Source organism: Paenibacillus kobensis NBRC 15729, from assembly GCF_004000825.1.
Taxonomy (GTDB): Bacteria; Bacillota; Bacilli; order Paenibacillales; family Paenibacillaceae; genus Paenibacillus_T; species Paenibacillus_T kobensis.
On record NZ_BILZ01000004.1, the window covers coordinates 63,197 to 76,943 of the forward strand.

The following is a 13,747-nucleotide window of genomic DNA, read 5'->3' on the forward strand; positions in this document are numbered from 1 at the left end:
ATGTATCACCATAGTAGCATGAAGAATACGGCAGAACTATTGGTAGATTCGACCAACAGTGCTTACAAAGCAATCTTTTGGAATAAAAAAGAAGCGTGCTTTACGCTGAAAGCACGCTTTATCCATCATTTTGTACTTGCTAAAAACCGGGCGTATTCGAACGGATGCCGCAGGCACTTCTCCCACGCTTTGCGCCCGTAAACACGGTGCATAATCGATTTGCCGGGTTTAATATTGATTTCGATTAGCCATAGTTTGCCGCTTCGGTCTACTGCAAGATCGATGCCGAGCTCGAACAGCCTAGATCTGTATGATTTTTCCGTGTATGGAGGAATGTACTCGGCCACTTCGACGATCGAACTCGTCAGCGCTTGCCCCTCTTCCTCGTTGAATTGACTCTCGAGATACTCTTGAACGCCGTGCGCATTGCCGCCGCTTTTAATATTCGACGTGATACTTCCGTTCTTGCCTTCGCGTACAGCCATGCCTGTCAGCTGCCACTTGCCCTCCCCGTTCTTCTGCATCAATGCCCGGATATCATAGACCTGGCCGTCCTTGTTGCGTATGTCGATCCACTTCTGCATCACATGTCTGCCTTGCCCTAATATACCCTTCACATATGAAGCAAGACCGGCTTGCGACAGATCGGCCGCCGGCTTGCCGTTCGTCTGCACGCGATAACGGCGGTCCTTGCTTTCCGTAATCCGGATAATGCCTCTGCCGCCCCAGCCGTTAATCGGTTTCAGCATCACGCTGCCGTGCTTGTGCACAAAAGCGATAAATTGCTGCGAGGTTTGCACCTGCTCAGTCGGAAGCAAGTAAGGCTTTAAATAATCCGAGGCGTCCAGATGCTTCTGAATACGGCATTTGTTGCCCAGACCGTAGCCCGTAAAGCGGAGCGCCGGATTCTTTTTCACCTTCGTCGCCTTGGCCATGTCCGCTTCGTTATAAAATCCGATATCCATATTCATCTTCGGAAACCCGACCGTCTTCCATTTCCAGCTGCCGTCCTGATAGATGTACCCGCTCACCTGCTTCCGTTTCATATCAACGCCATTCGGGGTATACATAATGACGCCGTCGAACTTCTCTGCCTGTGCGGACGACTGATGGCGGTAATATTTGCTCGGACTTGCGACTCGATGCGTCATAATGCCTAGATAGTTATGCATTGCAGTACGGTCACCTGATCCTTTCGATTACGGATTAGCGAGAACTTCTCATTAGAATTTCTTCATTATAATATGAAGGACATTCGTCGCTAGGCATGGACGGATGCCTATGCCGAACTGACGCCTATGCTTGGTACGCTTTATTCCGTGCCCGAATACGATATACAACGTAGTGGATGGCAGCCTATGCCGGACAATAGGAGCACCTGCTTATCAAGCAACGGAGGAGATCCCTGCATATGAAGGCAAAACTAATAAGATATCCCGGAAGAAAGTGGTTAAAGCATGAGGCGCTTTGGGCATATCCGAATCTCCGCGACCATTTGCCCGATACCATGCTCTTCAGCCAGCAGGCTTTTATCGATATGATCGACAAGTATAAAGTGGTGTTCGTTAAGCCTGACTTGGGGATGCAGGGAAAAGGGGTAATGAAGGTCACCACCATTAAGGAGAACGGCGGCGGCTATGTGATTCGAACCGCAGATAACGCTTTCGCCTACCGGGATGTTCGCAATGCGGCCAAGAAGCTGTCCCAATTGATCGGGCACCAGCAATATCTCGTGCAGCAAGGCATCGATCTGATCCGGTTGAAAGGCAAGCCGATCGACTTTCGAGCGTTGCTTCACATTAAACCTGACGGCAATTGGCGGTTCTTCGGCATTATGGGGAAGGTCGCAGCAGCGAATCAGATCGTGACGAATTACAACAGCGGTGGTCGTGCCATCCAGCTGCATCAGGCGCTCGAGCTGTCCATTGAAGAGAGCCATGAATGGGAGATGCTTATCAAGCAGCTGTCCGGCCAGTTCGCAAGAGCCATGAAGAAGAGCTTCCCTCGCATTACGGAGCTCGGATTAGACCTTGCGATTGATACCAAAGGTCAGATTTGGCTGCTCGAAGCCAATACGAAGCCGCATTACAAATTGTTCCGCCATCACTCGAATCCGAGCCTGTTCGCTAAGATTGCTTCTTCGGCTAGATCGATCCGGTCAAGCGGCGCTTAAGCAAGCAGCTTATCTCCTGAGACGACGCAGCCTTCATAAGACTGCGTCGTCGAATCGAAACGCTCATACTGGACTGGACTGGTGCGAATTGGGATTGTCCAGTATAATAGCGGTATTGTTATATAAACAATCGATATATTCGACAGGGGATATAAACGATGTCTATGATAAATTTCGAGTTGTACAAAGTGTTTTATTTGGCTGCGAAATCCGGGAGCTTATCGCAAGCGGCCAAATCCTTATTTCTGACGCAGCCTAGTGTCAGTCACGCGATTAAGCAGCTAGAAGAGCATATGGGCGTCACGCTGTTCACACGCAACGCGCGCGGCGTCACGCTGACGCAGGAAGGCAACGTGCTTTTCTCTTATATCGAACAAGCCTATAATTTCATCTCGCTAGCGGAAGAGAAGATGGCGGAGTTCAAAAGCATGGATTCCGGCGAGCTTCGCATCGGCGGAAGCGATTCACTGTTTAAGCACTATTTGCTTCCGTATTTGGAGACGTTTCATGAGCATTATCCCGGTGTCGGCATTCATCTTACGCACGGAACGACGCCCGAGATCATCAGCTCGTTGAAGGAAGGCAGCATCGACCTTGGCGTCGTCCGTCTGCCGATCATCGATCCGCAGCTGGAAGTGAAGGAAGGCATACAGCTCCAGGACTGCTTCGTCGCCGGCTCACGCTTCAACGAGCTGAGAGACCGCGTTCTAACGATGGAGCAGCTCACGCAGTATCCGATTATTCTCTTCTCCCGGAACAGCCGCGCCCGTATGGCCGTCACTGAATTGTTCCGCGAACAAGGCTGCGAGCTGAAGCCGGAGATCGAGCTTGGAAGCGTCGATTTGTTGATCGAATTCGCACGGAAAGGGCTTGGCATTTCATTCGTCACCCGAGAGTTTGTTGCGAAGGAGCTGGAGGAAGGATCGTTGTTCGAGGTGAAGCTCGATGTTGCGCTGCCGCCGTCCAAGGTCGGCATCATGACACTGCGTCACATCCCGCTATCGATCGCGGCGAAAGCGTTTATCGAACGGATCGAGCAGCAGGATATCGGGTCAAGGACTTAAGGCTTTACCGTCCAACTCCCGTTACGCGGTAGTTCGAACCGATTATCGACATCCGCCATGTTCGATATTAATAGAATGTTCAAATAAGCGCCCCGTAAGGGCGCTTATTTGATTGGTCTTGCCGTACGCAAGCGAATAAGAGCCTCCCAAAGTCACTTACTTGCTCGTTTGGTGATCGAAAGCCGTTTAAGTGGATGATTAAGAGTCTATTCGAGCATCTTAATTGAAATCCGAATGGTGACAGAGTGAATTAATAGACTGTGCACGACTATTAATTCTTTTGTGGAGCGGCAATTTAGCCGGTAACCAAAACGCATACATAACGGATATGTTACGGTAGAGGAGTTGGAGGAACAACTGGAGGGTTATACGTTGAAGACGATTCGAATGGTTTGGAATTGCGGCGCTGACGCCGCGGCACATCGACTCCCCATGCGACAGCAGAATGAGTAGCCTGTCATCTGCCATCGCATAGGGAATTGATCAATGCGATCAATTAAATACTGATTTTGCACAATTGATTCTTATAGGTGTTAATCGTGCGAATAAGCCCTTCTTCCAGTTCAATTCTAGGCGACCAGTCCAGCAATTCAATTGCCTTCGTAATTACCGGCCTTCTCACCTTCGGGTCATCCTGCGGCAACGGCATGAAGACGATTTCGCTCCGCGAATTCGTTAAAGATTTAATCATTTCGGCGACTCGCAGGATCGAATACTCGGCAGGATTGCCGATGTTAATAATTTGACCCGTTGCACTGTCTTTTTCCATCGCTAACCGCAACGCGCGAATCGTATCGTCCACATAACAGAACGACCGCGTCTGGCTGCCGTCGCCATAGACGGTAATGTCTTCACCCGTCAGCGCTTGCATGACGAAATTCGAGATGACGCGCCCGTCGTCGTTGCGCAGGCCTGCCGAATACGTATTGAACAACCGGACGACTTTCGCTCTCGCACCGAACTGCTTGTTATATTCATAGCAATACGCCTCGCCTAGCCGTTTAGATTCGTCATAGCATGCCCGCGGTCCCCAAGTATTTACATTCCCTCTGTACTCTTCCGGCTGCGGGTGCACCTCAGGGTCGCCGTAGGCTTCGCTCGTACTCGTAAATAAGAAAGAAGCGTCGTTCCTTCTCGCAATCTCCAGCATATTGTGGGTACCGACCGTATTGACCTGGATCGTTTCAATCGGATATTTTTGATAAAATTTCGGGGATGCTGGTGAAGCAAGATGATAAACATGATCGACTTCGTCGAACAATGGGTCGTACTCAAAATCCCGGTGTCCCACATCCTCCCGAATGAACGAAAAGCCCGGCGCATGCAGGTACGGCGCAATATTCTCGATCTTGCCGCTGCATAAATTATCGATGCCAATTACTTGAAACCCGTCATTCAACAACTCCTTGACCAGATGGGACCCTAGAAACCCGGCAGCCCCCGTTATTATCGCTTTCTTCTTCATCCCCAACTCTCCTCATATAAGATAATGCGATCCATAACCGTATCTGTCTCCGCGACACAATCCCGGTACCTTATGAGTACCGGGCTGTTGTGCATGGCTGACAGAGAGGCAATCAGCTTACGGAAGAGGTAATAAATTTCTTGAAACGAAGCAGCGCGATGACGAGTCCTGCCACGCCGTAAGCGAGCAGAATAAGCAGCCCCTGCCAGACGTCTTCCACATTCGCGCCCCTTATCATAATGTTCTGGAGGCTGTCCTGCGCCCAATGATGCGGAAGGAACACGCCGATCTTTCTTGCGAATTCCGGCAGCAAGTCCCATGGATACCACAGACCGCCGACGATTGCGCCGCCCATCGTGAATATCTGCACGAACGCATTGCCTATGTTTTCGTTGCTGGATACCATCGAAATCATCAGTCCCAATCCCGTCGCGCAAATAGACAAGATAAATACGACCGAGAAGAGAGCAAACAGATTTCCTAGATGCATGCCGAAGACGATTTTGCCGAAAAGAAGCAGGACCGTACATTGCACGATAACGACAATAATGTTCGGAATCCACATGCCGATCAAATAATGGATCGGCTGCATCGGCGTGCTGCGAAGACGGGACAGCATGCCGTTCCCTCTGTCCCGCATAAAGCTGTTAATCATCGTCGTCATAATGAAGAAGACGAACATAATCGTATATCCCGGCACATACTGGGTGACGGAATCATTTTTGAACGCTTTTTCCGCGACATCTTGAATCTCAATCGGCGGCGCGATGGCCGCGCTTGCTTCGACGTCCGTCTGACCGCTTTCTTTCAATGCAGCCGTAATCTTCTGATCCTTATAGATCGACACCACGTTGTTCAACAGCGCCTTAATAGGACCGATCGTCATGTCGGCCGAGGCGTCTCGGTAGAGCTTCAACGACGTAGGCGAGGTTTCGTCCGCAGCGTTCAAGGAAGCCTCGAACCCTTCCGGAATGACGAGAAGCGCCGTTATTTTGCCGTTCTTCAAGCTTGCGAGCTGCGAGTCCAACGATTTTTTGCTGTCGTATTTCAGATCGAAGCCAGCAGTGCTTTGCATCGTTTCAATAAGCTGCTGAGACGCAGCCGTCCGATCGGCATCATAATAATGGACCGTCTGGCTCGTCTTCTGATTGCCGAAAATCAATGCGAAAATGACGATAAAAAAGATCGGCAGCAGAAACAGCCAGAAAAACGTTCCCTTTTCCTTGAAAATGACCAAAACTTCTTTATAAATTAAACTCTTAATCATATCCTTGTTCCTCCCGTTCTTAATCGCGCAGCGAGGTGCCGGTCATTGACAGAAATACGCTTTCAAGCGACGGTCGCATCATCTCGAGAGCCGTAATCGTGGCACGTGTTTTCTCATATCGTTCACTGACTGCTTTCATTACACGCAGCGGCTCGTCGGTTTCCAGACGCCAGCCTTTGCCCTCTTGAACCACTGATTTGATCTCTTCCGCTTCAGGCGCGCCATCCAGACCAATCCCTTCAACATAAACCGCTTTTGTCGTATACCGTTCCAGCAGTTCATCGAGTGCTCCTTGCACAACGACACGGCCATGGTCGATAATCGCAATGTCGTCACACAGCGTTTCGACCTCCTCCATGTAATGGGTGGAGTAGATCAAGGTTACGCCTTCGCGGCACAACTCCCGTACCATCTCGAAAATATGATTGCGCGATTGCGGGTCGATACCGACTGTTGGCTCGTCCAAAATAACGAGCTTCGGACGATGGAGCAATGCGGCCGCAATATTGATCCGCCGCTTCATCCCTCCGCTGAAGGAACCGACCATATCTTTGCCCCGGTCTGCCAATCCGACCTGCTCCAATACGACGCGAATACGCTCCTTCAACGTCGCTCCCTTAACGCCGTACATTTCGCCGAAGAAGGCAAGATTTTGCTCGGCCGTCAGCTTGTTGTGAAGCGTAATTTCTTGCGGCACATACCCGACTTGCTGGCGGATCGCCGCGCTTTGCTTGCGGATATCGTACCCTAACACTTCGGCGCTGCCGCTCGTCGGCTCCAGTATGCTCGTAATAATTTTCATCGTCGTCGATTTGCCCGCACCGTTAGGTCCAAGCAATCCGAAGCAGCTGCCTTCCTTCACTTCGAAAGAGATACCGTCCAACGCTTGCTTGCTTCCGTACATTTTGGTCAATCGATCCACTTTCAGAACGGATGTCATTATGTTTCCCTCCATTTGGTTACAAGACCACTATCTCCACTGCATCTTTGTTCATAAGCGGTCGAACGACTTCGGCTACAGGGTTGTCCGCCGGATAATATAACAGCTTGCATGACGGGCTTTGCTTCGTAATTTGAATCCATAAGTCGATGTTCGACAAGCCGCTCTCGTCATACACGACCAAAAATTTGTGACGGTCCTTCTCCATGTCATGCAGCAGACTCGTACGAAGCTCCTGCTCCTGAGCCGCATCCCGCAGCACGTACAGCTTGGTCGGAGGCATTGGCTCAAAGAATGGATTGTTGCGAACAGATTCGACCCTTACTTTGTGCGCCCGTTTGACGTAAGAAAAGCCGCGCTTCTCCTCGAAAATTTGGTCGTTGATTTTGAGTTCCCTCAGCTTCGAGTCGTCCAATCCGGTCGGATGCGTATGATATTCACCGTGATATTGATGGTACACTTCGATCTCCGGATTCAGGACAACCTTCATCCCGTTCACATACAGCTGATAACCGAAGTCCACATCCTCGCTGCCCCACAGCTGGTAGGCTTCGTCGAAGCAAATGCCATTGCGCTGCAGGTTCTTCCTCTTGACCGACATCGTGAAGCTGTAAGCGTGAATCCATGCGTCCTTACAAGAGTTCAAATTAAATGATTGCAACTGCAGGATGTGCATGCGAGTCTCAGGGAAAGACTCTTCCGTCAGCTCTTGCCTTGTGAACGTTTGACCGTTGATTCTGTTCGTTATCGCCTCGTTCAAATTTCGGCGGTGGCCAAGCGTCAGCAGGCTGTCATACTGGTCGTGATAACGAGCATGTTCGGTCAAAAAGTTCTCGCGCACCAAAATATCATCATCCATAAACACGACGATATCACCTCTTGCAATATCAAGTCCGGCATTGCGCGTTCTTGATGCGGAGGCGTCTGGGATTCTTTCCAGATAGATATACTTCAGATCGTATCTCGCTTGAAACTGGCTGACCATATCCCGCGTCCGGCCGCCGTCGTTAGAGCCGTCGTCCACTACGATCACTTCCAGGTCATCCGTATACCGGTCTTGCTTGTTCAAATAAGCCAACGTATTGGCAAGCAACTCCGTTCGTTGAAACGTCGGAATGACAACCGTGAACTTATACATCGCTCGTATTCCCCCAATGGAACTAGAATCGTTTTCTCTTCTATTTATTTGTTAATAGATGACGCGGTCCACTTGCTCATTATGGCGAAGCGGCTCCAGAACGTCGGACAACGGACTCGACGACGGGTAATACATCGGATAGTTGGAAGACGAACCGTGCAGCATTTGGACCCATAGATCCAGGCTCGAATCCGTCTCGTCATAGATGATCAGACATTTCCCGGATTTCACGGCCATGTCATACAGCAGCTCTTTCTTCAGCGTCTCTGCGTTCGCCTTATCGCGAAGCACATACAGCTTCACATGGGAGACGTCTTCATTAATCGAACCTCTAAAGACCGCCTCGCGCCAGACGTCTCGCATTCGATAAATATACGAGAAGCCATGCTTGTCCTGAAAAATACGGTCGTTCGTCTTCAGAAACTGGGACATCTCGTAATTCAATACGACGTTATGGTATTCACCGTGAAACTGATGATAGGTTTCAAGCTCCGGATTGACGACGATTTTGTAGCCGTTCTTGTACAACCGGTAGCCGAAATCGGCATCCTCCACTCCCCACACCTTGTAATCCTCATCGAACAAAATTTGGCTGCGGACCAGATTGCTCCTTTTGATCGACATAATGACACTGTACACATGCACCCAAGCATCCTCGAACAGGTTCATGTTGAACGATTGCTTCTGGAACAAGCCGTGTCTGGATTCATGAGTCGATCCATTGTCGAGCTCCTCCCAACTGAGAGGCAGCCCGCCTAAGCTCCGGGTTGTTTCTTGATCCAAATAACGGCGGTAACCGAGCACCAGCAAATGGTCGTACTGTTCATGATAACGGGCATGCTCGGCTAGAAAGCTGCTTCGGACGAGTATATCGTCATCGATAAACACGACAATTTCGCCTTTGGCCGCTTTCGCGCCTTCGTTTCTCGTTCGGGAACGACAGGAATGCTCGTCCTTCTCCAAGTAGAGATAATGGAGATCGAATTTGGCCGGAAAGCTGGTCGCCAGACGCCGTGTCGCATCATCCTTGGAGCCGTCATCGACAACGATGACTTCCAAGTCGTCCAAATAACGGTCCTGCATGTTCAAATAGTTCAGCGTATTCGCCAGCAGCTCCGGGCGTTGATAAGTGGGAATGACGACTGAAAACTTATACAAGCGATTTCCTCCTTCCTCGTCAGCTAAATGCGGGTATCTCCTCCGTCGTTCATTCAGCCGTTCTGCCCGGCTGCGATCGGCATGGAAGGCGTTGTCTGGGACGTCTCCACGAAAGACATCGCAATCTGGTTAAAGGTGTCAGCGCTTGTGCAATGAGGAAAATGCCCCGCCTTCGGTATGAGCTGCAGACTCGCATGCGGCAGCAGAGACAGCAGTTCTTCGGTTCGGGACCTGCTGAATACTTGATCCTCTTCGCCTGCGATAATGCATACAGGCACTTCAATGCCGGTCAAGTAGGATTCCGTCGATGCAATGCCATTCGGGAACATTTGTGCCGTCGCATATTTGGCTACTGCGCTGCTCATATACTGGGTTTGGAACACCGCTTCGTACAGATCCGAAGCACCATTGTGATCGAAGTCGATTTTCAGCATCTCCTTCAGCCTGGTCGACTCTTCCAGAGACACGGAATGGAAGCATCCAGCCAGCACAAGCGACTGTACGCGTTCCGGATACAGCGAAGCGAAGGACATCGCCACCATGCCGCCCCATGAGGAAGCAAAAACCGGCAGCGGCTCTTGAACGCCGAGTGCATCCAACGCTTCTATTAAACCGCGGCATACCGTTTCGTACGCCACATCCTCCCCGCCTAAGCTTAAGCCGCTGCCAGGAGGATGGAAGACGATGACCCGATGCTGCCTTGACCATGCCTCCAACTGGCTGTTCCACTGTGGAGCCGTATAGCCGAAGGCAGGAATAAGCAGCAATGGCGGCCCTTCCCCGAACGTCATCACCTCGGTAAGCGCTGACGATTCCGTCCGGATCAAATAGCGCTGAGCCAGCCTGCGGTTTTTGCCCAGCAGCTTAATGTAAACCCGGGTCGCATCCTCCTCTTCCTCCGACAAGTGAAGGAAGACAGGATACTCAGACGTTGTCGCTCGGCTAGCGACAGGTTTATACATTCGGCCCGTGACGCCGAGCGTCGCGGATATTTTCGCGACATCGCCGTATGTAACGCCGAGCGAATGACCCGGAATGCGGAGCAATTCCGCCAAAGCCTGCAGCCCCGAATCAGTCGGCAGCGGCAGCATGCCGGTCGCTTGGCTGATCAAGTCTTTCATCCGCGGAGGCATGTGCATCCCCCCATCCTCCCAGAACGGCCAATTGATGGAGAGTGTCCGGCCATGACGTTGCCCGCTGCTTCTGAGCGCTTCCCGCGCTGCGCTGAAGCTGTCTTGGAACGAGTTCCCATACGCATAATCCGACTGTCCTGCATTGCCCGATACGGCAGCCAGTGAAGAATAAATGATAAAGAAATCAAGCGGCTCATCGCCCAGCGCCTCGTCCAGGCAGAGCGTGCCGAATACTTTGGGCGCCCATACCTGCTCCGCTTCCTCGGCCGTTTTGCGGGAGATCAGATTATCCTTTACGACACCGGCGCTATGAATGACGCCATTGACCGACCCAAACCGGCTCTTCACCTCTTCGATTAAACGGCTTGCACCTTCCTTGTTCGAAATATCGCCCTGCACATAAACAGCGCTGCTTCCGCTCTGCTCGATTGCGCTCAGCTCCGAACGAATTTCCTCACTTACCGGAGACCTTCCCACTAACACGAGCTGCACTTTCGCCTGCTTGCTCCAATATCGAGCCGTCAAGCGTCCAAGAGCACCATGACCGCCGGTAATGACGTATACGCCGCCGTCCTTGGCTTTTATCTCCTCTGGCATACTTGAGACATCATTTTGTATGGATACGATTCTTTTCACGAGCCGTTCGCCTTCTGCAAGCCGGATGTGCACTTGGTCCGGGCTTTGTTTACCTGCTTCGTCAATCAGCATACGCGCCAATCCTTCGGGCGCTTTGCCGCCGTTTAATTGCACCTCAACCGTCTTAACGGAAATAGCTTGGATTTCCAGTCCGACCGATTTCAGCAACCCGCCGACCGCTTCATATGCTGGGCAGCCGAGAATCGGGTCGACTTCGAACACGTAGACCAATTGAAGCTTTCTTCCTTCCCGCCGGCGCTCTATCGCCTTCACGAGTCGGAATACGGACCGGACGCCAGCGTCCATCTGCTCGCTGGCAGTGTGTTGACGTTCCGTTGACCAGCCGTGAATAACCGTATCTGGGAAAATGTCCGAAGCAATTACAGCATCAATCAGTTGCTCGTAGTCGTCCGCCGCTTCCGGACGGATAGCATACCGGTCGCCGGAGCCTTCGAACAAGGCGCTAGGACGAACTGACACAACCTTTACGCCTTCGCTTCTTAGCTGTTGAGCCATTTCCTCCATATAAAGATCTCCGTCCTCGAACAGAAGAACGTTACGGCCTAACCCGACGCTTAAGCCTGGCTGTGCCGGCTGCCACTGCGTATCGAAGCAGAGCAGCCCCTCTTTGACTTTGTCCGAAGCTGCTGCCGGAATCGAAGCCAAGGCTGGAACGATTTGCGGAGCCGACTCATGTTCCGCAGCGGGAGCAGCCGGGGCAGTCGAACGAAGGGCTCCTGCATCGGCAAACGGATAACTATCTTCGTACGTTTCCAACAAGTAGGCAGCCAGACCCTCGATATTCGTATATTCGAACATGAGCGTCGGATACAGCTCAAAGCCTAGCTTTGCTTCCAGCCGGTCGACGAACGTCAGCAGTTGACGCGAATCCATTCCCTGCTCATAGAAACTGAGGTCTATATTGACTTCCTGGGTCTCTCTGTCCGTCAGGCCAGCAATGATCTGCTGCAAATCCCGGCGAATTTGCTGTTCTTTCGTTAGAGACTCATTCGGTTGAGAGCTCGCCCTCATAACCGGCTTCAACTCGATCTGCGACTTGGATGACGATATAGGCGTCGATGACTTCTTAACGACCGGATATAAGTCCCCGTACTCCTCTAACAGAAAGGCAGACAAGGCACTGGCAGTCGTGTATTCGAACAGAAGCGTCGGATACAGTTCCTTGCCAAGCTTCTCTTCCAGAAGATCCGCAAAAGTAAGCAGTTGACGCGAATCGAGCCCTAGCTCGTAGAAACTGACGTCCGGGTCCATCGTTTCCGGCGTGCAGTTGCTCATGCCAGCCAGAAGCTCTAGGATGCTCCGCTCGATCAATTGACGTCCTTCGGCTCCGAATTGGGCAGCTGCCCCAGATGCTGCGGCACTCGTAACCGCTTGTTTCGTACCGGAGTCGGCTTCGATATTGCCGGCATCGCGTGCCTGCTCGTTCGAAGGTGTGGCAGAATAGACGACCGGATAGTCGTCTCCATAATGCTCGAACAAGAAGGCGGCCAAGCTGGCAGCGGTCGTATATTCGAACAGAAGCGTCGGATACAACTCTTTGCCCAGCTTCTCTTCCAGCCGGTCGGCGAAGGTCAGAAGCTGGCGCGAATCGAGTCCTAGCTCATAGAAGCTTGTGTCCGGATTCATCGAATCCGGCACGCTGCCGTTCATGCCGGCAAGCAACTGGAGCAAGTCCCGCTCGATCAGCTTGCACCCGGCGCCTCCGAAGCGGGAAGCCGGACCGGAGGTGCTGACGGGTTCAGGAACCGCAGGCTTAGAAGTTGGAGCGACGGTTGCCGTAACGGCTTGCGCGGCTTGCGGCTTGGAAGCGATTGGATTCGCTCCCGCAGCAGACGTCTCATTCCCTTCCAGCTTTTGAATCAGATTCTGAGAACGGACGTTTTTGCAGCCGAACTTCGTTAATCTGGCGATCAGCTTGCCTTCTTGGTTCAACAGATCCAAGTTCAAATAAGCAATGTCGGACGATTGCTTGTACATATCCCGGCTCTCGCGGACATGCACATAACAAACCGGTCCAAGCTTGCCCGTCACCCGAACCGAATCGACATAGATCGGGATGAAGGTTGAGCTTCCGGTCCCGGAGCTCGACATCTCCGCCTTGCCGCCGTCAGGCTTCTTCTTCAAGAACAAGGCCGGCACAATCGAAGCGCTGTCCAAGAAAGCCGGGTGAAGCAGAAATTCATCCACATATTGGCGTGCCAGATGGCTAAGAGTCAGTTCGGCGAGCAGAAAGTCTTCGCCTTGGTGAACCGTCCCTTCCGACTTCATAAACGTATAGTGATTAATCTGAGCGATTCGGTTGTAAGCATAAGCGTCATCCATGTCGGCCACGGACAGCGCCTCTCTTTTCAATCTTGCAGTATCCACATACTCCGCTGCCTCCGGCTTCCGGTCATATACTTTGCATTCAAAATGAACGGTCAAGCTGCCAGCTTCGTCCGTGATTCCGTCTTTCACTTCGCGGCTGCCCGCCGTCACCGACCAGTAGTCGGCCTTCCGGACCAGCTCGAACATAAGCTTGCGGTCCGTCGACGGCGTCGTCACAACGGGTTCGACGAACAGTACATGCCGCAGTTCGCAAGCGGCAAGCTGGAACCCTTTCATCTCTAAATAGCGAAACAATATATCGATATACGTTACGCCCGGCATGATGGATACGCCGAACACTTGATGATCCCTTACGATATAATCCGTATTGCGCACGATGACGCTAAAACTCATACGCTCGGCGGCAGTCATCCCTATCTCCCCT

9 protein-coding genes are annotated in these 13,747 nt (G+C 51.8%); 2 read left to right on the plus strand and 7 right to left on the minus strand.

Annotation, left to right across the window (positions count from 1 at the left end):
• Window positions 1-125: 125 nt before the first annotated feature.
• Window positions 126-1,172 (minus strand): YheC/YheD family endospore coat-associated protein, encoded by a 1,047-nt coding sequence (locus PKO01S_RS04560; protein WP_127530121.1) that lies wholly within the window; start codon window positions 1,170-1,172, stop codon window positions 126-128.
• Between the two features lie 239 nt (window positions 1,173-1,411).
• On the opposite strand from PKO01S_RS04560, the gene PKO01S_RS04565 reads away from it, so the two are divergent.
• Window positions 1,412-2,173: a YheC/YheD family protein gene (locus PKO01S_RS04565; RefSeq protein WP_127530122.1), complete on the plus strand. Its 762-nt coding sequence runs from the start codon at window positions 1,412-1,414 to the stop codon at window positions 2,171-2,173.
• A 158-nt stretch (window positions 2,174-2,331) separates the two neighbouring features.
• Entirely contained in the window at window positions 2,332-3,237 is a 906-nt protein-coding gene (locus PKO01S_RS04570) for a LysR family transcriptional regulator (protein ID WP_127530123.1), read from the plus strand.
• A gap of 496 nt (window positions 3,238-3,733) precedes the next feature.
• Here the strand turns inward: PKO01S_RS04570 and PKO01S_RS04575 are convergent, their stop codons facing one another.
• From PKO01S_RS04575 to PKO01S_RS04600, 6 genes are all read right to left on the minus strand, one after another.
• Window positions 3,734-4,702 (minus strand): UDP-glucuronic acid decarboxylase family protein, encoded by a 969-nt coding sequence (locus PKO01S_RS04575; RefSeq protein ID WP_127530124.1) that lies wholly within the window; start codon window positions 4,700-4,702, stop codon window positions 3,734-3,736.
• A gap of 112 nt (window positions 4,703-4,814) precedes the next feature.
• Window positions 4,815-5,969: an ABC transporter permease gene (locus tag PKO01S_RS04580; RefSeq protein ID WP_127530125.1), complete on the minus strand. Its 1,155-nt coding sequence runs from the start codon at window positions 5,967-5,969 to the stop codon at window positions 4,815-4,817.
• Between the two features lie 19 nt (window positions 5,970-5,988).
• A complete protein-coding gene (locus PKO01S_RS04585) occupies window positions 5,989-6,909 on the minus strand; it encodes an ABC transporter ATP-binding protein (protein WP_127530126.1) in 921 nt (306 codons plus the stop codon).
• 19 nt (window positions 6,910-6,928) lie between these two features.
• Window positions 6,929-8,047 carry a glycosyltransferase family 2 protein gene (locus tag PKO01S_RS04590; protein WP_127530127.1) on the minus strand — a complete coding sequence of 373 codons (1,119 nt, stop codon included), beginning with the start codon at window positions 8,045-8,047 and terminating at the stop codon, window positions 6,929-6,931.
• Between the two features lie 51 nt (window positions 8,048-8,098).
• Window positions 8,099-9,205 (minus strand): glycosyltransferase family 2 protein, encoded by a 1,107-nt coding sequence (locus tag PKO01S_RS04595; protein WP_164779478.1) that lies wholly within the window; start codon window positions 9,203-9,205, stop codon window positions 8,099-8,101.
• Between the two features lie 53 nt (window positions 9,206-9,258).
• On the minus strand, window positions 9,259-13,734 hold the full coding sequence (locus PKO01S_RS04600; protein WP_127530129.1) for an alpha/beta fold hydrolase: 4,476 nt from the start codon (window positions 13,732-13,734) through the stop codon (window positions 9,259-9,261).
• Between the last annotated feature and the right edge of the window lie 13 nt (window positions 13,735-13,747).

Bases quoted from the DNA above. Each gene is read 5' to 3' on its own strand.
- PKO01S_RS04570 (WP_127530123.1), top strand. From the start codon at position 2,332: ATGTCTATGATAAATTTCGAGTTGTACAAAGTGTTTTATTTGGCTGCG.
- PKO01S_RS04560 (WP_127530121.1), bottom strand. From the start codon at position 1,172: ATGCATAACTATCTAGGCATTATGACGCATCGAGTCGCAAGTCCGAGC.
- PKO01S_RS04585 (WP_127530126.1), bottom strand. From the start codon at position 6,909: ATGACATCCGTTCTGAAAGTGGATCGATTGACCAAAATGTACGGAAGC.
- PKO01S_RS04590 (WP_127530127.1), bottom strand. From the start codon at position 8,047: ATGTATAAGTTCACGGTTGTCATTCCGACGTTTCAACGAACGGAGTTG.
- PKO01S_RS04580 (WP_127530125.1), bottom strand. From the start codon at position 5,969: ATGATTAAGAGTTTAATTTATAAAGAAGTTTTGGTCATTTTCAAGGAA.
- PKO01S_RS04600 (WP_127530129.1), bottom strand. From the start codon at position 13,734: ATGACTGCCGCCGAGCGTATGAGTTTTAGCGTCATCGTGCGCAATACG.
- PKO01S_RS04575 (WP_127530124.1), bottom strand. From the start codon at position 4,702: ATGAAGAAGAAAGCGATAATAACGGGGGCTGCCGGGTTTCTAGGGTCC.
- PKO01S_RS04565 (WP_127530122.1), top strand. From the start codon at position 1,412: ATGAAGGCAAAACTAATAAGATATCCCGGAAGAAAGTGGTTAAAGCAT.